The sequence below is a fragment of the Heyndrickxia sp. FSL K6-6286 genome (assembly GCF_038630395.1).
Classification (GTDB): Bacteria; Bacillota; Bacilli; order Bacillales; family Bacillaceae_C; genus Heyndrickxia; species Heyndrickxia oleronia.
Genome location: NZ_CP152029.1, coordinates 512,463 through 533,208, shown reverse-complemented (window position 1 = coordinate 533,208; position 20,746 = coordinate 512,463). Strand labels below are relative to the sequence as shown.

At 36.0% G+C, this 20,746-nt stretch carries 18 protein-coding genes, 1 tRNA gene and 1 pseudogene; 6 read left to right on the top strand and 14 right to left on the bottom strand.

All coding sequences use genetic code 11. The annotated features are described in order from the left end of the window. The first annotated feature begins 3 nt into the window (after positions 1–3). Positions 4–783 (top strand): class I SAM-dependent methyltransferase, encoded by a 780-nt coding sequence (locus tag MHI39_RS02825; RefSeq protein ID WP_278890950.1) that lies wholly within the window; start codon positions 4–6, stop codon positions 781–783. A gap of 93 nt (positions 784–876) precedes the next feature. Here the strand turns inward: MHI39_RS02825 and pepF are convergent, their stop codons facing one another. Together pepF and MHI39_RS02815 are read right to left on the bottom strand one after the other, a co-directional pair. Further along, positions 877–2,664 (bottom strand): oligoendopeptidase F, encoded by a 1,788-nt coding sequence (gene pepF, locus MHI39_RS02820; RefSeq protein ID WP_342540651.1) that lies wholly within the window; start codon positions 2,662–2,664, stop codon positions 877–879. 239 nt (positions 2,665–2,903) lie between these two features. Then, entirely contained in the window at positions 2,904–3,761 is an 858-nt protein-coding gene (locus MHI39_RS02815) for a S1-like domain-containing RNA-binding protein (protein WP_278890947.1), read from the bottom strand. A gap of 352 nt (positions 3,762–4,113) precedes the next feature. Here MHI39_RS02815 and MHI39_RS02810 point away from each other — a divergent pair, with 352 nt between their 5' ends. Then, complete coding sequence (locus MHI39_RS02810; RefSeq protein ID WP_158022182.1) at positions 4,114–4,251, top strand: hypothetical protein; 138 nt, start codon at positions 4,114–4,116, stop codon at positions 4,249–4,251. Further along, positions 4,248–4,373, top strand: coding sequence for a DUF6254 family protein (locus tag MHI39_RS02805; RefSeq protein ID WP_235813315.1), 126 nt, complete (start codon positions 4,248–4,250; stop codon positions 4,371–4,373). The genes MHI39_RS02810 and MHI39_RS02805 overlap by 4 nt, the downstream gene beginning before the upstream one ends. A 525-nt stretch (positions 4,374–4,898) precedes the next feature. Here the strand turns inward: MHI39_RS02805 and MHI39_RS02800 are convergent. The 5 genes from MHI39_RS02800 to MHI39_RS02780 form a co-directional block, all read right to left on the bottom strand. Continuing rightward, positions 4,899–7,499: an endonuclease gene (locus MHI39_RS02800; protein ID WP_342541415.1), complete on the bottom strand. Its 2,601-nt coding sequence runs from the start codon at positions 7,497–7,499 to the stop codon at positions 4,899–4,901. 410 nt (positions 7,500–7,909) lie between these two features. Beyond that, positions 7,910–8,092, bottom strand: a complete 183-nt coding sequence (locus MHI39_RS02795) for a cold-shock protein (protein WP_058004073.1) — start codon at positions 8,090–8,092, stop codon at positions 7,910–7,912. Positions 8,093–8,239: 147 nt separating this feature from the next. Continuing rightward, on the bottom strand, positions 8,240–8,380 hold the full coding sequence (locus MHI39_RS02790; RefSeq protein WP_083498398.1) for a YjcZ family sporulation protein: 141 nt from the start codon (positions 8,378–8,380) through the stop codon (positions 8,240–8,242). A gap of 33 nt (positions 8,381–8,413) precedes the next feature. After that, positions 8,414–8,503 carry a YjcZ family sporulation protein gene (locus MHI39_RS02785; RefSeq protein WP_071977175.1) on the bottom strand — a complete coding sequence of 30 codons (90 nt, stop codon included), beginning with the start codon at positions 8,501–8,503 and terminating at the stop codon, positions 8,414–8,416. Between the two features lie 391 nt (positions 8,504–8,894). After that, the gene (locus MHI39_RS02780) at positions 8,895–10,031 is read right to left on the bottom strand and encodes an acyl-CoA dehydrogenase family protein (RefSeq protein WP_342540650.1); all 1,137 of its coding nucleotides are present in this window, start codon (positions 10,029–10,031) and stop codon (positions 8,895–8,897) included. 177 nt (positions 10,032–10,208) lie between these two features. Between MHI39_RS02780 and MHI39_RS02775 the strand changes: the two genes are divergently transcribed. Beyond that, positions 10,209–10,652 carry a site-2 protease family protein gene (locus MHI39_RS02775; RefSeq protein ID WP_058004071.1) on the top strand — a complete coding sequence of 148 codons (444 nt, stop codon included), beginning with the start codon at positions 10,209–10,211 and terminating at the stop codon, positions 10,650–10,652. Positions 10,653–10,810: 158 nt separating this feature from the next. Here the strand turns inward: MHI39_RS02775 and MHI39_RS02770 are convergent, their stop codons facing one another. Together MHI39_RS02770 and MHI39_RS02765 are read right to left on the bottom strand one after the other, a co-directional pair. Next, the gene (locus MHI39_RS02770) at positions 10,811–11,449 is read right to left on the bottom strand and encodes a PspA/IM30 family protein (protein ID WP_058004070.1); all 639 of its coding nucleotides are present in this window, start codon (positions 11,447–11,449) and stop codon (positions 10,811–10,813) included. A gap of 55 nt (positions 11,450–11,504) precedes the next feature. Continuing rightward, entirely contained in the window at positions 11,505–11,855 is a 351-nt protein-coding gene (locus MHI39_RS02765) for a hypothetical protein (RefSeq protein WP_058004069.1), read from the bottom strand. 461 nt (positions 11,856–12,316) lie between these two features. Here MHI39_RS02765 and MHI39_RS02760 point away from each other — a divergent pair, with 461 nt between their 5' ends. Then, entirely contained in the window at positions 12,317–13,450 is a 1,134-nt protein-coding gene (locus MHI39_RS02760) for an IS110 family transposase (RefSeq protein WP_259544790.1), read from the top strand. A 493-nt stretch (positions 13,451–13,943) separates the two neighbouring features. On the opposite strand, the gene pdxS is transcribed toward MHI39_RS02760, so the two are convergent. Beyond that, positions 13,944–14,828 carry a pyridoxal 5'-phosphate synthase lyase subunit PdxS gene (pdxS, locus tag MHI39_RS02755; protein ID WP_058004068.1) on the bottom strand — a complete coding sequence of 295 codons (885 nt, stop codon included), beginning with the start codon at positions 14,826–14,828 and terminating at the stop codon, positions 13,944–13,946. A gap of 171 nt (positions 14,829–14,999) precedes the next feature. Between pdxS and MHI39_RS02750 the strand changes: the two genes are divergently transcribed. Beyond that, complete coding sequence (locus MHI39_RS02750) at positions 15,000–16,433, top strand: PLP-dependent aminotransferase family protein (RefSeq protein ID WP_342540649.1); 1,434 nt, start codon at positions 15,000–15,002, stop codon at positions 16,431–16,433. Positions 16,434–16,642: 209 nt separating this feature from the next. Here MHI39_RS02750 and MHI39_RS02745 read toward each other — a convergent pair whose 3' ends face one another. The 4 genes and pseudogenes from MHI39_RS02745 to MHI39_RS02730 form a co-directional block, all read right to left on the bottom strand. Beyond that, positions 16,643–17,326 carry a response regulator transcription factor gene (locus MHI39_RS02745; protein ID WP_058004066.1) on the bottom strand — a complete coding sequence of 228 codons (684 nt, stop codon included), beginning with the start codon at positions 17,324–17,326 and terminating at the stop codon, positions 16,643–16,645. Positions 17,327–17,328: 2 nt separating this feature from the next. Next, positions 17,329–18,783: a HAMP domain-containing sensor histidine kinase gene (locus MHI39_RS02740; protein WP_342541414.1), complete on the bottom strand. Its 1,455-nt coding sequence runs from the start codon at positions 18,781–18,783 to the stop codon at positions 17,329–17,331. Between the two features lie 261 nt (positions 18,784–19,044). Further along, positions 19,045–19,869 (bottom strand): annotated as a pseudogene (locus MHI39_RS02735) (DUF4822 domain-containing protein); the annotation flags it as partial. A gap of 685 nt (positions 19,870–20,554) precedes the next feature. Next, a tRNA-Ser gene (locus MHI39_RS02730) sits at positions 20,555–20,641 on the bottom strand. Positions 20,642–20,746 lie beyond the last annotated feature (105 nt).

Here is a 20,746-nt window from a genome sequence, read left to right as displayed (position 1 = left end):
ATTATGTCTTTAGATTTTCTTCAACCTGATGATCAATTTACTTATGCAAAAAGAAAAACCGATGAATCTTGGATTCAATTCATGAAAGAAATGATTAATTTTGAAGGGAAAAGGGTACTAGATATCGGCTGTGGTGGTGGAATCTATACAAAGGCTATCGCTGAAATGGGAGCAGCACAGGTAATCGGCGTCGATTTTTCAGAAAAGATGCTTTCCGCAGCAAAGGTATATTGTCAGGGTTATGATACTGTTCAATTTATTCACGGAAATGCTATAGAAACAGGTTTGGACAGTGATCAATTTGACATTGTGCTTGAAAGAGCGCTCATCCACCATATTAAAGAGTTAGAACCGTGCTTATATGAAGTATTCCGTTTATTAAAACCTGGTGGCACATGTATTATTCAAGATCGCACACCTGAGGACTGCCTACTTGAAGGTAGCCCAACACATATTCGAGGATACTTTTTTTCAATGTATCCTCAGCTGATTGAGAAAGAAGTAGCTAGAAGGCATTCTAGTCGAGAAGTAATACGAAAACTACAACATTTAGGTTTTCAAAATATAACAGAAAATAAACTATGGGAGATAAGAAGAGTTTATGAAGACCAAGAGGATTTATGGGAGGATTTACGAAATCGAACTGGACGATCTATTCTCCATGAATTAAATGATCAGCAGCTAAATTCTCTTATAAAAGATTTACAATTAACTTTAAAAAATTGCTTCCCTCTCATTGAAAAGGATCGTTGGACAGTATGGGCTGCAAATAAGAATTCATAAAGAAAGTTTATTAAATAACATAGTGACTGACCATATCATTGTATAGAGGTAGTCACCTATAAAATGATATGGATCAGATCCTAACTACACTTTTTACATTTTCGAAAATTCATCAACTAAATCACTGAACTGTTTTAACGCATTTTGAATGGGTTCTGGAGATGTTAAATCGACACCTGTCTTCTTTAAAAGCTCAAGTGGATAATCGGAGCTTCCACTTTTTAAAAACTCAATATAGGATGCTAATGTTTTCTCGTCGCCTTTAAGAATTCGATCCGCTAAATGGATGGCAGAAGCAAAGCCCGTAGCATATTTATAGACATAAAATGGTCTGTAGAAATGTGGGATTCTTGCCCATCCATATTTAACTTCTTCGTCAAATATGATCGCATCGCCATTGTATTCCCTAAACAATTCTTCATATATTTCACTAAACACTTGTGCATTAAGTGGTTGTCCTTGTTCAGCTTTTTCATGGGTTTTCAGTTCAAAATCAGCAAACATCACTTGTGTAAATAATGTTCCTTTAAATTTATCGATAAAATGATTGAGTAAATACCAACGCATCGTTTCATCCGTTTCCTGGTTCAATAGGTAATGAATCAGTAATACTTCATTCACTGTTGATGCAACCTCTGCCACAAAAATACTATATTTTGCTGTATTTTGAGGTTGAGTTTTGTGAGAGAAATGGCTATGCATTGCATGACCCATTTCATGTGCTAGAGTGAACAGGCTACTTAAATCATCATGATGATTTAAAAGTACATATGGATGAACTCCGTAAACTCCTAAATTATATGCACCGGATCGTTTGCCAGGCGTTTCCCTCACATCAATATATCTAGCATTTTTAAATGAATCCAAAATTTTTATATATTCATCACCTAAAGGCTTCAGTGCATTTAACATGGTACTGTAGGCCATTTCATAACCTATTTTTTGTTCTACTCCTTGAACAATAGGCACAGATAGATCATATTGGTGAAGCTCCTTAAGACCTAGCTTCTCTTTTCTTATTTTCGAATACCGATGTAACGGAGCGATATTTTCCTTCGTTGTAGAGATCAAATTTTCATAGACCTCTTTAGGAACATTATCACTAAATAAGGCTTTCTCTAAGGCAGAAGGATACTTTCTAATTTTAGCCGTCGTCACATTATTTTTTATAGCAGCGGCAAGTGTGGAAGCAATGGAGTTTTTTAATTGTACATAAGGCTGATAATACGCTTTGTATGCTTCCTTTCGCTTCGCGCGATCTTGATCTTCAATTAATTTTGAATACATTCCACGAGTAAGTTCAACTTGTTCACCATTATCATTTGTTACAGTGCCAAATTTAATATCAGCATTATTGATCATGCTATATGTATGACTTGGTGAAGAAAGCGCCTCACCTAATTGAGAAAGTAACTCTTCCTTTTCTTTCGTCAAAACATGTGCTTTATAGCGGTAAGCCTCGAGCAAATTCTTTTCGAAATATTTCAGTCCTTGTTCTTCTTTCAGATAAGCTTTTAACGTTGATTCATCTAGACTCAATAGAAATGGCATAAAAAATGCAGTAGAAGAACTGATCTTCACTCCAAGTTGTTTTGCCCTATCCTGTAATGACTGTGCTGAAGATTCTCTCGTATCTATATCCACCTGGAGCATAGCATATGCCGATACTTTGCCAAACATAAAGGATAATTTTTCACTTTCAGTTAAGTAAGAAAGTAATGTTCCCCCGTCATGAATCTTTCCATCATAGGATCGCAGCATCTCGGCTATTTTCTCAATCTCCTTGACATCCGCTTCCCAATCCTTTTGAGAATTATAAATATCCTCAAGCTTCCATTTTTCAATTTCAGGTACATCGTTCCTTGAAGAATAGGTAATCATATAGAACTCTCCTTTGGTTAGTTAAGAATCACTTTGAAAATAAATTTTCGACATAATACATACTATAAACGAAAGCGCTTGAAATGCGAGAATTTTGCAACAACAAAAAATCTCTCCTATTCGACAATATTCTCGTTTCTCTGGATATTGTTACTTAATAAATTCACGCCCGCATTTGAAAAACGTCCATAGCGTTGAATGAAAAAAGCAAATCATAAAAGATTTGCTTCTTTAGAACATTATTCTTTTATATAGGTCCAACCTTCTTCTTGTCTTACCTTTCCAGCTTTCATGAGTCTACCTATTGCACGTTTGAAAGCTGCCTTACTCATGTCAAATCGTGCAGAAATATCTTCTGGTTCACTTTTATCCCAATAAGGCATTTTTCCACCGCGCCCCTGCAGATAGGAATAAATTTTCTCTGCATCTTCATCTAATGTTTCATGTACACGGCCTAATAAGGAAACATTAATCGTTCCATCTTCCTTTACATCAATAATCCGACCTTCTACCTTCTGACCAAGTCGCGGCTCCTGCTTACGCTCTGACTCATGGATAAATCCAATGAAGTTCTCTTCCGTTAATAAGAAGGTCCCAATTTTCAGCAAACGATAGGCCCACCCAGTTATGTTTCGATTAAAATCCTTTCGTGTTGCCTTCTCTGCTACCTCACGCATAATATTTTCTGTTGCCAATTTCCCAAACAAGCGTCCATTTTTATCTGCTTTCAACGAACAATACAATCGATCTCCGATAGTTGGCCACAGACTATGAAGGGCTGGTAGATCATCTTTTGAGACAAGAATGTCTTTACTAATTCCAATCGAAACAAAAACACCTAGTGACTCTTTTACTTCAACTACCTCAACCCAGTCATATGTTCCGATTTGAACAGTTGGTATCGTTAATGTCGCTGCAAGTCTCCCTTGATGATCCTGAAATAAAAAGACTTTTTGGGATTTCTCAGGATCAAATTCCTCAGGAACTTCACTATTATGAAGAAGAACATCTTCCTCACCATTTGTTAAAAAATAGCCAAATGGGGCTTCCCGTTCTACATCTAATGTTACTACAGTTCCAGCTTCTAAACTTGTCATATAAATAAATCCTACTTTCCAATAATTTGTTAATGTTTTTTATTAGCGATCAATTATTCCGGCTTTTAGCCTTATTGGGCTATAGCGCTCTTTTCTAATTATCATACTGAAACGGTTAAGAGAAAACAATGAAAACATGATTTCCCAATCGTAAATTAAGCTTTGTCATTATATCATTGTTTTTCCCCATTAAAGAATAAACAATCACTTCAGGAAGAAGAATATAATTGAAATTAATTAGGAAGGTGAGCTGATTCCCATAAACCGCGAAAAAAACATTCATGTCAACGCTGACCCTCATCTTAATTCCGAATATGAGGGAATTGAAAATGATTCATTCGGGGGACCCACAATGGGCCTTCTTATCGATACAAAAAAAGCAAATAATCCATTTCATGTTACCTCTTTAAGAAAGGATCCTGAAATGGAGAGATTTTCAAAATGGTTTGATGGAAAAATCCCTGGAAAAGAAGGAGATGAAAAACAATGACCCAATCTAAAAGACAACAAGAACGTCAATGGACAGTAAGAAAACAATCCCAGAACCCCCATGGAAAAATAAAATCTTTAGAAGAAATCGCAGATGAAATGACTCCAAATAAGAAGAAATAGGAAATGGATAGAGTGGGTTAAGGAGCCAGATCCCTTATAATGTACTTTATTCGACTGGGGTGAGACACATTTTTGGGCAATATCTCTTTTTATGTGTTTCCATTAACCCGGGTGAGACACATTTTTGGGCATAATCCCTTTTTATGTGTTTCCATTAACCCGGGTGAGACACATTTTTGGGCAAAATCCCTTTTTATGTGTTTCCATCGACTTCGGTGAGACACATTTTTGGGCAAAATCTCTTGTATGTGCTTCAATTGACCCGGGTGAGACACATTTTTAAGCAAAATCTCTTGTTATGTGTTTCCATTGACCCGGGTGAGACACATTTTTAAGCAAAATCCCTTTATATGTGTTTCCATTGACCCGGGTGAGACACATTTTCAGGTAAAATCCCTTTTTATGTGTTTCCATGTTGTAATCTACTTGAATAGAACAAGCTAAAAAATCCAAAAATTATTTAAACAAACGTTTGATTAATTTTCAAAAGTATAAAGGGGAGGCATTATACCTCCCCTTTTCTACTTATAACGTATCTATTAAATCTAATAGATCACTTGCAAATTTGGAATCAATTTTCTTTCCTTTTTGTGCTTGAATTTCATTGGAAAGAGCATTTAATTTTCCTTGTCTAGCGTTTTCGTTTTTTGCCTTTTGAATTCCTTCTACTTTAGACATTAGGCTATTGTAAATCCCTTTATTTGTAATATACCCTTTATCATAACCATATGTGATCCATTCATCTAAATGATCAAGATCCATTACGACAGTAAGGGTAAATTCTTTAATACTCTCATTCCCCAGTTTATCTATTGCTCGAACTACAATCGTATGATTCCCTACCTGCAGTGAGAATGGCTCAATTTTTATCGGATTAGAAACTTCTTTTCCATCTAGAGTGATTATAACAGACTCCACTCCACTGCCCTCATCAGTTACCGTAACATACTGTTCATAGGCTTCAGTTTGATAAAAACGTAATTGATCCAAATCATGAATAACCGGACCATCAGCATCAGCTTTTACAAAATGGTCAAAGCTAAGTGGCTTAAGTTGATACACATCTTTAAAAATAGATGAAATTCCAATGATATCTAGGACATCTCCATTTTTATATGATTTTGAGAATTCATCATAGGTTACACCCGTTCTCTCATCCACTCGCACTTTTGTTGTTTTTCCATCTTTCATTGCATCAAATTCAAATGCACGTCCTGCTACAACTAAATGATCGATTTTTACCTGTTTCAGTGCAACAAGCTCGCCTTGATTTTCATTCGTTAGTTCATTCACCGTTTTAGCTTGTGGTAAAGATTTTGTTCCTGTTTTTTCAATAGAGATTAAATTAGCAAGTTCCAATTCACTATTATACAGTTCAGTTGTACCTGTAATTTTTAATACATCTCCGGGCACATATCCAGCTTCATTTTGAAATACATAAATACCTGCTGAATCATCTTGAAGATAAAATCCTTGTCCTCCGAAGACACCTGGTTTCGAGGTAACGATTCCTTCAATTGTTACCGTCTTACCGACAGTCTCATTTCTTACTTCCTTAATAGAAATTTTCTCTGGTAGATTTGGTTTGTCCTCTGGAAGTGGCTCACTATCTACATTTCCAATCGTTACTGATTTAGTGACCAAATTTTTGCTACCATTTTTTAAACGTAAGCTTGCAGCACCTTCTTTATTAGGATTGATGCTTACCGTTAAATCCTTGCTTGCGCGACCTGTTTTATCGGCTGTCACCGAGAACTCAGAGCTATAGTTATACGATGTTGGCCATGAACCATCCTCGTTCTGGAATTTAGCAATTTGCTCTCCTCCAGTTAAATATATTCCTGCCTTTAAACCAGTAACTGTTTGTCCCGGTGCTAAATGATCAACTGTTACACGAATTTGGAACTCTTGTTTATTAGGTAATATATCTTGATGAACAAATGAATATTCCGCATTTACTTCAGCAGGCTTAGATGATCCGTATGAACCAGCCGCAAATGTAGATGGATCATACCATTTATATCCCGCAGCAGGCGCAGACCATGGTTCTGGCTGTGGTTCTGTCGATTTACTTGGAATCTCCATATCTTGCATTGGTGACACTTCATCTAAAGTAATTCCTGTTTCTTCAAAACTTGTATATTCTTCTTGCTCAGCTAACCAATCAATTAGATTTGTTAATAGAACAGCATCATCTTGTTCTTTAAAGCCATCATATGTTGTTTTCTTCGCGCCATTTTCTTCACGTGTATATTTCGGTGATGAATCCTCTACTGGAGAAGAATCACCAATAAATGCAGCCTTTCCTTTTCCTAATTTGGAAATTGCCACATAAGCCCCTTCATCCACGCCGCCACCAAAGTAAACACCTTGGTCAACCGCATTATTCCATTTATCTCTAGAAGATAATGCTGGAAGATAGACAAGGCCTTTAGCATGAGATGGATCAGTAATCGCTACTGTTGATCCTGCATGTACGGCAACGGAGTCAACCCCACTTGTTATTCCAAATGTTTCATTAGGTGAAACAATCGTTGTTGCGTTCACATCACCTATGGCATTGTATCTAAATCGAACACCAAAATGATCTGATAACCAATCAGAGCTTTCTACTCCTTGCATAGCAGCAGAGTTAGCTTCCTCCGCTGTCATTCCTTTTGCTGGGTTATCAAAAGCTCCTCTTCTGTATCCATTAAATACTTCTGAAGCATCCCAACGATTTTTATTACGATCCGCATTATAATGATCAGCAATAAAGAAAATACTTCCACCCGATTCAACATATTGAATCATGGCAGCCTGCTCAGATGCTTTATAAGGAATATTAGCTTCCCCAATGACTAACACATCGTAATCCTTTAAATCATCATACGTAATCGGTGTTGTCTTTCGAAGTTCTTTGACATAATAACCATTTTTAGCAATTGCATTGCCAAAGTCAGAAAAGCCACCATCAATAACCCAATCTGCAGCACCAGCTGTTTGGCCATGAGTGTTATCAAATAATACCTTCTTACCATTCGCATTTGTAGGTTTAATCTCTGGTGCAGGATCATTCGGTCCTTCCGCTTGAACAGCATGCATCCCAGTAAGTGATGGCAGTGTTCCTAAAACAAGAATCGCCATGACCACTTTTAAAAACAGACTCTTAACCTTCTTCATGTGTGACCTCCCATAGGAATTTTGTAATATGACACACTTTTTTTACAAGATTCATAGAAATGTGACATACCTATCAATAACTTTATCAGCATTTTTTTTTGCGATATATAGGACAAAAGACAGGAAGAAGGAAGAGGTCTGGTTAAGGTATAGTTCTAAATAAATAGGTCATTTTAACCAAAATCAGAATATAAAAAAAAGACTGCCAAAAATACAAAAGATCATCCCCCTATAAAAAAACAGTATTAAAAATATACTGCATGTGATGAGTTATGATCCTTTTTTGACAGTCTTTCTACTATCAATTATTGAGAGTACAAATAGTTTATTGCTTTGCTTTTCAATTTTTACGAAAGCAACAAAATAGGATTGCTTTATTCAATTACGGGTAAAACTCTTGTTTCCTTACTCATATCCGATTCACAAAGTGGACATTTCGGATTTTCGTCAAAGGTAAAAGCTTCTCTCATCCACCCCTGGCAGCTTTCACTTGTACATGACCAAACATTCGTTTCAACTTCGGGAACAGGCTCTTTCTGGCCTTTAAAATATGCCATATTCGTTCTTCTCCCTTCTATGTACTATCTTTAGTATAACCTATTTAAAGAAATTAAGATATATTATTGAAATCTTTTTAAGGAATGTTAATATTAGGAATAAAAAGGGGCTGCCCAAAAATAGACACCCCCATTTATACGTCTATTTTATAACCATGCTGCTCCAACAATAATAAGAAGGATAAACAATACAACGATTAACGCAAATCCTGCTCCAAATCCTCCCCGTGCATAACCATATCCTCCATATCCACCATAGCCGCCACAACCGCAACCATATCCGAACATTCTTGTAGCCATCTCCTTTTTATTAAATAATTTTTAATACAGATAAGCTGCTCCAACAATAATTAGTAAAATAAATAGGACAACGAGCAATGCAAACCCTGTTCCATATCCAGCTCCACCCATTTATTAACACCTCCTCTTAGCTTTACATTAATAGACTATGGTAATTTGCCTTCAATCGATTGGGGTTTTGACTATTTTTTAAAAAAATATTGCCTCTTTTCTTAAACATTGTTGCTATTTAAGTAAAGTTATAAGTATAAATATCGACTGAGGATCGCTACGCATTTCATTTTACTGAAAAGAGCTGTAATCCCCATAAGAATCGCTAGAATCCTTTATTGGGAGTAAAAGCCGGCAGTTGCGCTTTTTACAAAAGCAACAAACGATACGAAAACAGCCAAAATAATAAAGCTGCAGTGACATCAAAAAAATACATGCCTAAAAAAAAGCAGCGAACACTTTTATACTGTGTATCGCTGCTATTTTATTCTTTTGATATCCATTTGGTCCCTTACACTCTTTTTGCCAACAGCATTAATGTCATATCATCCATCGGTGGATTGTGTAGTCCTGCACGTACATCTCGGTAGTAACGTTGTAATGGACTTTTTTCGGATAAACTTCTTGCCCCGACAATTCTCATCGCTAGATCAACAATTTCTACTGCCTTATTCGTTACTGATAATTTAACCGCACTTAGCTCTGGTGAAAGTTGATTTTGTTTTTCTATTGAAGACTCATCCCACATCTTTGCAACCGAATAGAGGAAATGCCGTGATTCCAACAGCTTAAGTTCAATTTCACCAATTTTTTGCTGGATAGCAGGTAATTCGAATATTGGATGCGGCAAACTGTTTGGTTTATAGTTTTTCGCAAAGCGAACGGCTTCTCTCTTTGCAGCTTCAGCAATCCCTAAGTAACATGCTGGGATATGTAATAAATAGCCTGTAGCTGTCTTTTTCCTGTGCACCAGCTTTTCAGTCAAATACTCCAATGGAATCACTACATTTTCCAAAACTAAATCATGACTACCCGATGATCTCATTGCGATGCTATCCCATGTTTCTTCTACGGATACACCATTTGCTTGGCTAGGAATTAAGAAAAAACCCACTTCATCCGTTTCTTCAATCGTTGCTGATACTACAAAGAAATCAAGCATTTGAGACATCGTTGCAAATGATTTCCTTCCGCTAATGACCCATGTATCACCATTTTTGATCGCCGTAGTCAATGGTCTCCCACCTCTTGTGGGGCTGCCTGTTTGTTCTTCCGTTGCACACACATTTAGGAGTGCACCATTTTGCACTTCTCGACAGATAAAAGTAAATAGACTTTCCTTCCATGGTCGATTTTTTGCTAAATTCATCATCGTCCCCATATGCCAGCCAATGGATAAAGCTGTGGCACCATCTCCAATCGCTATCGCTTCTTGGAATCGAACAAAGTCATATAAGGGAATTTCTCCGCCCCCAAACTCTCGTGGAGCAGTAAGTTGTGTATAATTACTATTCTTTAAGTCTTGTATATTTTCAAAAGGAAAACGACCTGTAGAATCATTGTTAGCCGCACGTTGTTTAAAAGCTGGAATAAGGTCATTAATTGCATGTAATCGATCTTCTAAGGTCTGCATTGATAATAAATCCATTGACTACACCTCACCAGTTAAGTTTTGTATTTATTTTATACGTTCTTCAATTAAATTTCCACTAAACCGGTCGGAATTATCAACAAAAAAAATATATCGCTTCATTATGACTAATACAAGTTCGTTAACAAAAATGAAAGGTAAAATGTTAAAATAAAAGCAAAAAGGTCGTTTGACATGATTATTCTTTTATTTTTATTTATTTTTGCCCCATTGACCATTTTGATCCATGAGTTTGGACATGCATTGGGCGCTATGGTGATGAGAGCGACTCATATAGAAATGATGATTGGAACTGGAAAAAAGATTTTTACTTTAACAGGTCGAAAGTGGAAACTCTCCTTACATCTTTTGTACTTTCTCGGAGCACATACATCATGTGAGCGCCAACCCTTTTTTTCAAAAATTGAACGAATCATCATCAGTAGCTCTGGCCCCTTATTAAATGGCATTGTTGGTTTTTTCCTTCATTATTATATTCCTCTTAATCACTTAATGATTTGGGAACTTTTTGTGCTATTTAATTTTTGGCTCTTCTTGATTAACCTTATTCCCTACCGCATCGGTGGAAAGCCATCCGATGGATATACAATTTTACAATTATTAAAAAGGCGCGACTAACCCCGATATCTAAGGGGAAAATTTTTTCTTTGATATCCTGGAGATAAGCGCGGAGAATCGATTATGGCAGACTTAACTTACTATCAATTATGACATGTATCACTACTTAACCTAAAAAAGGTCGACTAAAACGGTGTTTTAATCAACCTTTTCTAAGATTATATATTATTGTTTTTCTCATTCAGTTCTTTTTCCAATTGTTCAATTTTTGCATCAAATGAATTTCGATCAAATCCCGGATTTGTATTCGATTCAAGCTGATCCATATAGCGCTGTGTATCCTCGAATCTGGATGATGCCTTCCCGTCTGTAGAATGATCAAGAACTGAATTTACCTTCTTATTTACTTGAATGGCATTTTCACGCCCCATTAATTCCAAACGTTTTATATGCATATCCTTTAATTTCATTTGCATTTCCCTATGCTTCTTCTCAAGGTCCTCTAATTGAACCGAAGTTTGCTGATAAGCTTCTTTTAATCTCTCTGCCTGTGCCTGGTACAACGCCTCTTCATGTTTAGCTGTTTCATGTAATGACATTTCATTTGCTTTTAAGGCAATTTCAGCTTGTTTATTCCGCTTTGCAAGCATTTCTTCTACCTGTGTCAATTCTCTTTGAAACTCTTCTTTCAACATATGCTGTCTTTCAATTAATTTCGCGACTTTATTGGTCTCCTCTTCACTTTCACGAAGATACTTATTTAATAATGCAATCGGATGTGTATCGTCTTTTTTTTCCATACCAACTTGTAAATCTTCTTTTATTATATTTTTAATTTTTTCAAATAATGTAGTCATATTTCATTCTCCTTCATTTGATTAATGATTTTGCTATATACATGGGGTCTATTTATTACTTGAATTTTCCTTGGATTTCATTCCATTGTTGATCAAAATTTGTGAATGGATCTTTTGATGCTTTAGCTGGTTTTTCTTCCTTTTTCCAATGTTTATAACCTACATATAAAAGATAGATGGCTAAAACCCCCGCTAAGGCAGGAAGATTAGCAAATGTTGCAGATACTCCCATTAAACCGATGATCGCCCATACTATTTTTCCACCTAATGAATCTGATTTAAGAAATTGCTTAAGTGAAAAATATGCGACAATCACACTGATGACCAATCCAATCAAATTCCCTAAACTGGATAAAGCTATAATCCCTAACCCAATACCTATACAAACCATCAAGAATTTTTTCATTTTCATTTCTCCTTTCGATACCTTTATGATAAAGAAATCTCTTAATGTATTTAACGCACCCTAGCTTTATTTTTTTATCAGACCTGCGACCTACCCTATCTGAAATTTAAAAAATAAAGGCTATTTTATCGAACATTTTTACTACTTAACTGAAATTTCAACGAATAAAATGGGTTAAAGTTTGACAACACCCTTCATTTTCTGAGAAAACTTTCATGATCTTTCGCTCTCAACCCAGAATGAAAATGGGTTCTCTGTCCCATAATGTAGATACCACAAACAGTGAGTATATGACGTAGCTCTTATTGGTGGTCTTACCCTGTTGAGAAAACTGTTGGAATGAATTTGGTGCACAACCCATTGTTAGCTCTCTCAATTTCGAGAGATGACTACGAACAGAAAAATGTTTAATTTCAAATTCATTCCACTGTTTGTGGAATATTTTCAGAAGGTGGAGTGAAATGGAAACATTGCACAAACGATGTGCAGGCCTAGATGTTCATTCGGAAACAATAGTTGCCTGTGTCATTCTTGGAGAATCAGAAACTGACTTGATTAAGGAGACCGAAACATTTCCTACTTTGACGAAGGATCTGTTTCATCTTCTTAAATGGCTTGAGGAGAAGGAAGTAACCCACATCGCAATGGAAAGTACAGGCGTCTACTGGAAACCTGTATACAATATCTTGGAGGATTTCTTTGATATTACTTTGGCAAATGCTCAAAGGATTAAAAATGTCCCTGGAAGGAAAACAGATGTTTCGGATGCTGAATGGATTGCTAAATTATTAAGACATGGCTTAATAGAGAAAAGTTTTGTCCCTCCCGAAGACTTTCGAAATTTGAGAGATTTGACTCGCCTCAGAAAAAAATGGATTGGACACATGACATCCGAAAAAAACCGAATCCAAAAGGTACTAGAGTCCTCAAACATCAAATTAAGCACAGTTATTTCAGATATATTTGGAGTATCAGGACGAAAACTATTGGAACAACTGATGAATGAAGGTTATATCGATCAAGAAGATGTCGAACAAAAGATACATGGAAGAATGGCCCATAAAAAGCAATTGATTACCGACTCACTATTTGGAACATTAAATGATCACCAGCTATTTCTTATTAAGCAATCTTGGATGCACATTGTTAATTTAGAAGAATTAATATTAGATATCGAGAAAAGAATCGACGTCATTTTATCCAACTATCAGGAGGAAGTACAGCTTCTGGTTACAATGCCGGGAATTAAGAAAGACACGGCAGCTGTTATCATTGCGGAAATAGGAGTAGATATGGGACAATTTCCAACCTCCAAACATCTTGCATCATGGGCAGGATTGTCGCCCGGAAATCACGAAAGTGCTGGAAGGAAAAAAAACACTAAAACGGTTAAAGGAAATCCTCATATTAAATCTGCATTGTGTGAGGCTGCGTGGGCTGTTTCAAGAAGTCGGAATCAAAGATTAGGAATCAAATATTGGTCACTAGCTGCAAGAAGGGGAAAGAAAAAAGCACTCGTTGCCATCGGACATCGAATGCTAACTATTGTCTATCATATGCTTCAGAATAAGGAACCCTACCATGAGTCAACTTAAATTAGCATTATAGACAAACAACAGAAAAGTTAAACGAGAAACCGAAAAATTCGGTAGCTCTGCTTTCCTATTGCCCAAATTAAATTATTTATAGCTTGCACCATTTTAATCAAGTTTAAACTTAATAAATTATTCTTAAAGGCGGAGTTTTATTTTCACAGAAAAAAGCTACAAACTTCTAAAAACCCTAAATCCTTTAGATGTATAAGCTTTTAGTAGTTTTATTACAAAACAACGTACTATCTACAAACAGTCAAAAAAGAAACATCCCTAAGAGATGCTTCTAAAAATGAAAATTAAACATCCTAGTTTCACTTGATTTTGCACATGTTTATTGGATTCTAACTTGAATTCCTCAAGGGGTGCGAAGGCATAGTACCCGAATAATATTATTATTTTTGAAACTGTAATTCAGGATATAATCTTGCAAATAAAAAGGACAACCTTTTATAAAATAGGTTGTCCCTTTTAACAAATATTAAGTTTAAATAGATTACCAACCTCTATCTTGCATTCGCTCACTTGCTGCAAGTGTAGAAATTTCTATGCCTTTCATCGCTGTTCCAAGGTTTTTAGACAATTTCGCAATAAGATCATAATCAGTATAATGAGTAGTTGCCTCAACGATTGCACGTGCAAATTTTTCAGGGTTATCGGATTTAAAAATTCCGGATCCAACAAAGACTCCATCTGCACCTAATTGCATCATTAGTGCCGCATCTGCTGGTGTCGCCACTCCACCTGCTGCAAAATTAACCACTGGAAGTTTTCCAGTTTCTTTAATTTCTAGCAATAATTCATAGGGTGCCCCTAAATTTTTTGCTTCCGTCATTAACTCATCTGTCGACATACCGACAACCTTTTTGATTTGTGCTTGCATTTGACGCATATGCCTCACAGCCTCAACAATATTACCAGTTCCGGGCTCACCTTTCGTACGGATCATAGAAGCACCTTCACCAATACGGCGACCTGCTTCTCCTAAATCACGTGCACCACAGACAAAAGGTACGGTGAAATCACGTTTGTTTAAGTGATATAATTCATCCGCTGGTGTTAATACTTCACTTTCATCAATATAATCAACACCCATCGCCTCTAAAATACGCGCCTCAACAATATGACCGATTCTTGCCTTTGCCATAACTGGGATTGTAACAGCATTCATTACTTCTTCAATAATCGTTGGATCTGCCATACGGGCAACCCCACCTGCTGCTCTTATATCTGATGGAACTCGTTCTAACGCCATTACTGCAACTGCCCCTGCTGCTTCAGCAATTTTTGCCTGCTCTGCATTCACGACATCCATAATGACGCCGCCTTTTTGCATTTCTGCCATCCCTCTTTTAACACGATCTGTACCTAATTGACTCATTCTTCCCACTCCTTTTTTTCTCTCACTCTCAATCAACCTCTTTCTATTTAAAGAAAGGAGTTTTTTGACAATAAAAATTATTTTCATCTTAGTGGTAGTATATCGGGGTTTGGATTGGTAAGATATATCCATAACCATTAATTTTTATCAATCCATAAAAGGAGGGATATGATGATAAAAATAGATCGTAAAAATCAAAAACCAATCTGGAAACAATTACTTGATCAAACGATAGAAAATATTACAAGCGGGAAATGGAAGGCAGGCTATAAGCTGACCCCGACTCGGGAGCTAGCTCAACAATTAGGCATTTCTCGTTCAACTGTACAAGCAGTCTATGAAGAGCTTTTCAGCAGAGGCTATATCGTGACATCACGTAGGGGTGGGACAAGAGTTAGTGATTGGAATCCTTCGGTCATTTCAACTGATGAACAAAGCGCCTATTATTTATCTCCCCCAGCCATCCCTATACTTGAGGAGAGTGTTCAACGATTACAGAAATGGTCTGGAAGCAGGGGGAAAAGTGAAATAATTATTGATTTTTCCCCCCATGAACCATATATCGATACTCTATTTCAGAAAAAATGGAGACAGTCCTTCATCCATTCCACTTCTGGAGAAGATTTATCCTGCTGGAGTTACGGAAATTCTTTAGGCTATGAGCCTTTACGTATACAAATTCAACATTATTTATCTGTTGAGAGGGGAATTCATGTTGATATAAATCAAATTTTATTAACCTCTGGAGCCCAACAGAGTGTGGACTTAATCTCACAGGCTCTCTTATTAGAAGGAGATACTGTTTCCGTTGAGGACCCAGGATTTCCACCTGCTTGGCTAGCTATGAAATACCGACGTATGAACGTCGTACCTGTACCTGTTGATGAGCATGGAATTAAAGTTAATCGTATTCCAGAATCGTCAAAGCTGATATATGTAACACCCTCTCATCAGTCTGCCACTGGTGTCATTATGTCTTTCAAAAGGAGAAAAGAATTAACGGAGCTAGCAAAGAAAAATCATGCCTGGATTATTGAGGACGATTATGATGGTGAGTTTAGATACAGCGGGGAACCTCTCCCGACATTATTTAGTCAAGAACCCGGATGCACCCTTTATCTTTTAAGTTTTTCCAAAATGACTGCACCAGGGGTTCGGATCTCTGCGATTATCGGACCTGTTGAGGCCATTTCACAAATGTCTCGAGTATACGAGCTTACTTCTCGTCATCTTCCGATTATGGAACAACTAACACTCACTCATTTTATTGAGCAAGGCCATTTCACAAGACATATGAGACGCACAAGAAATATCTATCGAAGAAGACATGAAGCAATGATCAAGGCGATTGCGGAAACGAAATTAGAGGAAGTATTTTCTGTTAAAGGGGTAGAAACAGGTCTTCATATGCTGCTTGAGGCGAATGAGGAATTTGATGAAGAGGGGATAATGAAAAAAGCCATTGAAAATGGCATACGTGTCTATCCGCTTAGCCCTTATTGTCTGAAAAGCAAGCGTAAAGGCTTGGTATTAGGTTTTTCAAAAGTGGATGAAGAAACAATTGAATACGGAATTAATCGCTTATCAGAACTCGTTAGAAGTTGATTTCGATACTATTCGAATCAACTTCTTTACTGAATGAGGGGCCCGGTTTTCAACCGATATTTGAGTTAGTACTTTCCCAAATAGAGGAAAGATCCATGTAAATAGAATAGACCTTTATTATGAATGCGTTGTATTATTTATAATGGCCGTTTTACTTATCTAAGCAGGTAAGAGGCTTCAACGCCCTTAACATTGGAAAAATATAAGATTTATACATTGAAACGGTATCCGGCTCCCCATACTGTTTCTAAATATTTTGGATGTGCAGCATCTCTTTCGATTTTTTCACGTAACTTACGAATATGAACAGTAACCGTTGATACATCTGCGGCAGAATCTACTCCCCACACTCGTTCGAATAACTGTTCTTTATTTAATACTTGATTGGGGTGCAGAACCAAAAAAGTTAACAGGTCAAATTCCTTTGTTGTAAAAAATACATATTCACCATTAATATGAACTTTGCGAGCTACTTTATCAATTGTAATTCCATGAACATTGATGATTGTTGATACATTCCCACCGGCCAGTCGTTCATAGCGTGTTAAATGGGCTTTTACTCTTGCCACAAGTTCACTAGGACTAAAGGGCTTTGTAATATAATCATCTGCCCCAAAGCCAAGACCACGAATTTTATCAATATCTTCCTTTTTAGCTGATACTAAGAGTATTGGAATATCTTTCACTGCTCGTATTTTTTGACAAATTTCAAATCCACTAATTCCAGGAAGCATGATGTCTAGAATAATCAAATCATAATTCTGTTCAAGTGCAGATTGGAGACCTTGTTCACCCGAATGTTGTATATCGACACTAAAACTATTTAATTCTAGATAATCCTTTTCTAATTCTGCAATACTTATTTCATCCTCTATAAGTAAGATCTTTTTCAATGTTACTCACCTTTTTCCATAGCTTTATTTAACGTAAAACAAATACTTGTCCCCTTATTTATCTCACTAGTTGCCCAAATCTCGCCTCCATGCTCATTGATTATTTTTTTGACAATGGCTAATCCTAAGCCACTACCACCTGTTTGAGAATTTCGAGACTGCTCTGCACGGTAAAACCGATTAAATATATAAGGCAAAGCTTCAGGTTTAATACCACATCCGTTGTCAGTCACTTGAACGACTATATCCTTAGCTCTCTCCCTTAGAGCGATAATAATATGCTTTTCACTTTTATCCATATATTTAACACCATTATTTATTAAATTGGCCATAACACGTTTTAGCTTTTCCCTATCAGCAATGACAAAAGTTTCCCCTAGCGTATGGATTAATTCCAAAAGGATACCTTGTTGAAGTAGATCAAGTGATAGCTCCTCTACATAATCCTTCATATATTGAACAAGTTCGATCTTTTCAAATGAAAACTGTTCCTTTTGTAAATCTAGTTTGGAGAATAAAAATAATTCATCTATCAATAGGTCCATGTCCCTTGCTTTTGTGTAAACTGTCGTCAAATACTTATCCATTTTTTCTGGTGTATTCGCTACACCATCTTTTATTCCTTCAACATATCCAATAATCGATGTAATAGGGGTCTTTAAATCATGCGAAATATTTGATAATAATTCTTTTCGATTTTCTTCATATTGGAGCTGTAGGTCGATAGAATCTTTTAACTTAATTCTCATTTCTTCAAATGCTTGATTCAATTGTCCAATCTCATCCTTTGAGGAGGGAATAATTTGAAAGTTTAAATCTCCAGATTTTATCCGTTCTGCCCCCTCTCTTAGAATAGATATTGGCTTGATAATGCTTCTTGACACTAAGTAATTCAGTACACCTATCATCATAATAAAAAGAAGGAGCAATGATCCTAATAAAATTGGAAATAACTCTTTAGATAACTCAGCGTAAGAACTTACTTTTCTTAAAACAAAAATACTTCCTTTTTCTTTATCTGAAAAGCGGAAATCAAATTTTACGTAGGTAAAAAATAAACGATTGACTTTTATCGTATCGCGAGAATTTATATTTGTCTCTTCGAAAGGCGGAAGCACTTTCAGTAAAGATTGACCGTCAAAGGTAGGCGACTGATAAGTGATTTTAGCGTCTTTTCTTACAATAATGCTTATATCCTTTTGATCGATCTTCCTTACTAATTCTTGATCCAGTAGCTTATCAGGAGTATGCTTAGCCAGAAGCTTTAAATCAAGGAATGCATTTTCCTCTACAGGGGTTAAAGGCTTTTGAACATAAGTATTTTTGTAAAAATGCTCGATGGATTTTAAATCGCCAGTAATCGAAAATATAATCAAAAAAGTAGCTACTAATAATAAAACAATTGAAAAAACAATTACTCCAATATAAGACAACAGAAACCTTACTTTAATAGATATTGTCATTCCCTCCTTCCCTCTTATTCTACATTCAAGAAATGTAGTCTGGGTGGTGTTAATTTTAAGAATATCTTAATACAAGAAGTTACCAAAACATATTACTTATCGATTGTGGAATATTTGTTGCTTTTGTAAAAGCATTATAACAGCGATTCTTATGAAGGTTCGTTCTGTCTAGTTCTTATATTCCATCAAACAAATTGGGGGAATGGTTCCCCATTCCCTCTTTTAAAACTAATATGCTTGTGCCATAAGACTTTATTAATGGGTAAATTCCGGTTTTAACTCTCCTTTATAAGGTTCATGCTCAACGAATACAGTTATATCGCTACCATCTTTAGCCTTACCAGTTCTTTTATACGTAAATTTATCATTATTAAGCTCGGTCAGTTCAAGTGCCGCACCATATTTATTATCTCCTAAAGAAACATGTGCTCTAATTTTATTTCCGTGCACAATATCGAAATAGCCATAATCACCGCGACTTTCTCCAGTTTCCGGATTGAAAAATTCATATTTATTCGTCTGACTATCAAATTTTGCAATACTAATAAAATTCTTATTATATGCTGTTACATCATTACCCTCTTCATCTAATACCTTTGTTCCATGCCATAAAGTGTCTGATAAAATCTCATCTCCATCAACGTCTGTAACGATCTGTCCTGTAGAAGTGTCTAACTTCTTGTCTTGATCAGTAAAAGTAAGTTCTTTGTCCTGATATGGAATATGTTCAACAAATACCTCTACCTCATTACCATTAGCGTCTTTGCCCATTCGTTTATATGTGAATATATCTTTATTTAATTCCGTAATATCGACAACAGCTTGATAATTCATTGATTCTGAAATTAATATTCGTTTCTCTCCATCATTAGTGATAAAGAAAGTTCCTTTATCTCCTCTACTATCTCCCGTTTTAGCATCGAAAAATTCATATCTACCAGTTTTAGCATCGTATTTCGCTAGACCAATAAAATTTGCATTCTCTTTTGTTAAATCATTATTATCTTTATCATACACTTTTGTACCTTGCCAATTTGTACTACTAAGTATCTCTGCCATTTCTTGGCCTCTAGTCAATTTAGCTTCGGAAGTTTTTTCATCATTTGTTTTAGTTACTTCTGTTTTTGTTTCTCTCTCTTTAGATGCAGGATCATTTACCTCTTGCTTTGATTGACATGCTGCAAGCAGGACTGCAACCGCAACACATGCTACCATCATTACTTTTAATTTATTCATATATTTACCTCCGTTGTGTGCATCATAAAATTTATAAAGCGTATTTAGACCCCGAAGAATCCATTTTGTAGCAGATCATATAAATGATTTGCCGCGTAATTAACAGCGAGTAATAACCAAAGGTTATTCTTCCTTTTTTACAGACAAAATCATCTCTCCTTATCTATAAGTAAAATCATGAACATCCTTATCGTACATCTAACACATAAACTGCCAATAAACTGCATCTTAAAAAAATCGAAAAAAAGAATAAAAATTTTTTAAGATTTATTCAATGCGGATACGATTTGGTCACTTGAAGAATTTCTATTGTGGAGGAATCAATAATGAATTTGAGGATTTGTAAAATAGCACGGTAAATAATGAGTTAAAGAACTTCAACCTTCTGCATTCTAATGAGAAATGAGCTGCAAATATATGAAAAAAAGTAGCGAAAGGAGGGACCTTAAAATCCGAAGATTCTAACATAAAAAAAGATGGTCTTGTATAACCATCTTAAATAAATCAAAAATATTATTCACATCTCTTACGGAGAAGGTGGGATTTGAACCCACGCGGGCAGTTAACCCCTAACGCATTTCGAGTGCGTCCCCTTCAGCCTCTTGGGTACTTCTCCAACATAATTAATTATAATAAATTCATTCTGACCTCTGCAATCTTTTTGATTAAGGAGGAAATCAATAGAATAGTGCTGGATATTTTCGGTTAAATTATTGTTAAT

Coding starts and splice junctions, on each gene's coding strand:
- pdxS (WP_058004068.1), bottom strand. CDS start 14,828: ATGAGTCAATTAGGTACAGATCGTGTTAAAAGAGGGATGGCAGAAATG.
- MHI39_RS02760 (WP_259544790.1), top strand. CDS start 12,317: ATGGAAACATTGCACAAACGATGTGCAGGCCTAGATGTTCATTCGGAA.
- MHI39_RS02825 (WP_278890950.1), top strand. CDS start 4: ATGTCTTTAGATTTTCTTCAACCTGATGATCAATTTACTTATGCAAAA.
- MHI39_RS02750 (WP_342540649.1), top strand. CDS start 15,000: ATGATAAAAATAGATCGTAAAAATCAAAAACCAATCTGGAAACAATTA.
- MHI39_RS02805 (WP_235813315.1), top strand. CDS start 4,248: ATGACCCAATCTAAAAGACAACAAGAACGTCAATGGACAGTAAGAAAA.
- MHI39_RS02770 (WP_058004070.1), bottom strand. CDS start 11,449: ATGACTACATTATTTGAAAAAATTAAAAATATAATAAAAGAAGATTTA.
- MHI39_RS02815 (WP_278890947.1), bottom strand. CDS start 3,761: ATGACAAGTTTAGAAGCTGGAACTGTAGTAACATTAGATGTAGAACGG.
- pepF (WP_342540651.1), bottom strand. CDS start 2,664: ATGATTACCTATTCTTCAAGGAACGATGTACCTGAAATTGAAAAATGG.
- MHI39_RS02765 (WP_058004069.1), bottom strand. CDS start 11,855: ATGAAAAAATTCTTGATGGTTTGTATAGGTATTGGGTTAGGGATTATA.
- MHI39_RS02810 (WP_158022182.1), top strand. CDS start 4,114: ATGGGCCTTCTTATCGATACAAAAAAAGCAAATAATCCATTTCATGTT.
- MHI39_RS02790 (WP_083498398.1), bottom strand. CDS start 8,380: ATGTTCGGATATGGTTGCGGTTGTGGCGGCTATGGTGGATATGGAGGA.
- MHI39_RS02775 (WP_058004071.1), top strand. CDS start 10,209: ATGATTATTCTTTTATTTTTATTTATTTTTGCCCCATTGACCATTTTG.
- MHI39_RS02780 (WP_342540650.1), bottom strand. CDS start 10,031: ATGGATTTATTATCAATGCAGACCTTAGAAGATCGATTACATGCAATT.
- MHI39_RS02800 (WP_342541415.1), bottom strand. CDS start 7,499: ATGGCGATTCTTGTTTTAGGAACACTGCCATCACTTACTGGGATGCAT.
- MHI39_RS02795 (WP_058004073.1), bottom strand. CDS start 8,092: ATGGCATATTTTAAAGGCCAGAAAGAGCCTGTTCCCGAAGTTGAAACG.
- MHI39_RS02785 (WP_071977175.1), bottom strand. CDS start 8,503: ATGGGTGGAGCTGGATATGGAACAGGGTTTGCATTGCTCGTTGTCCTA.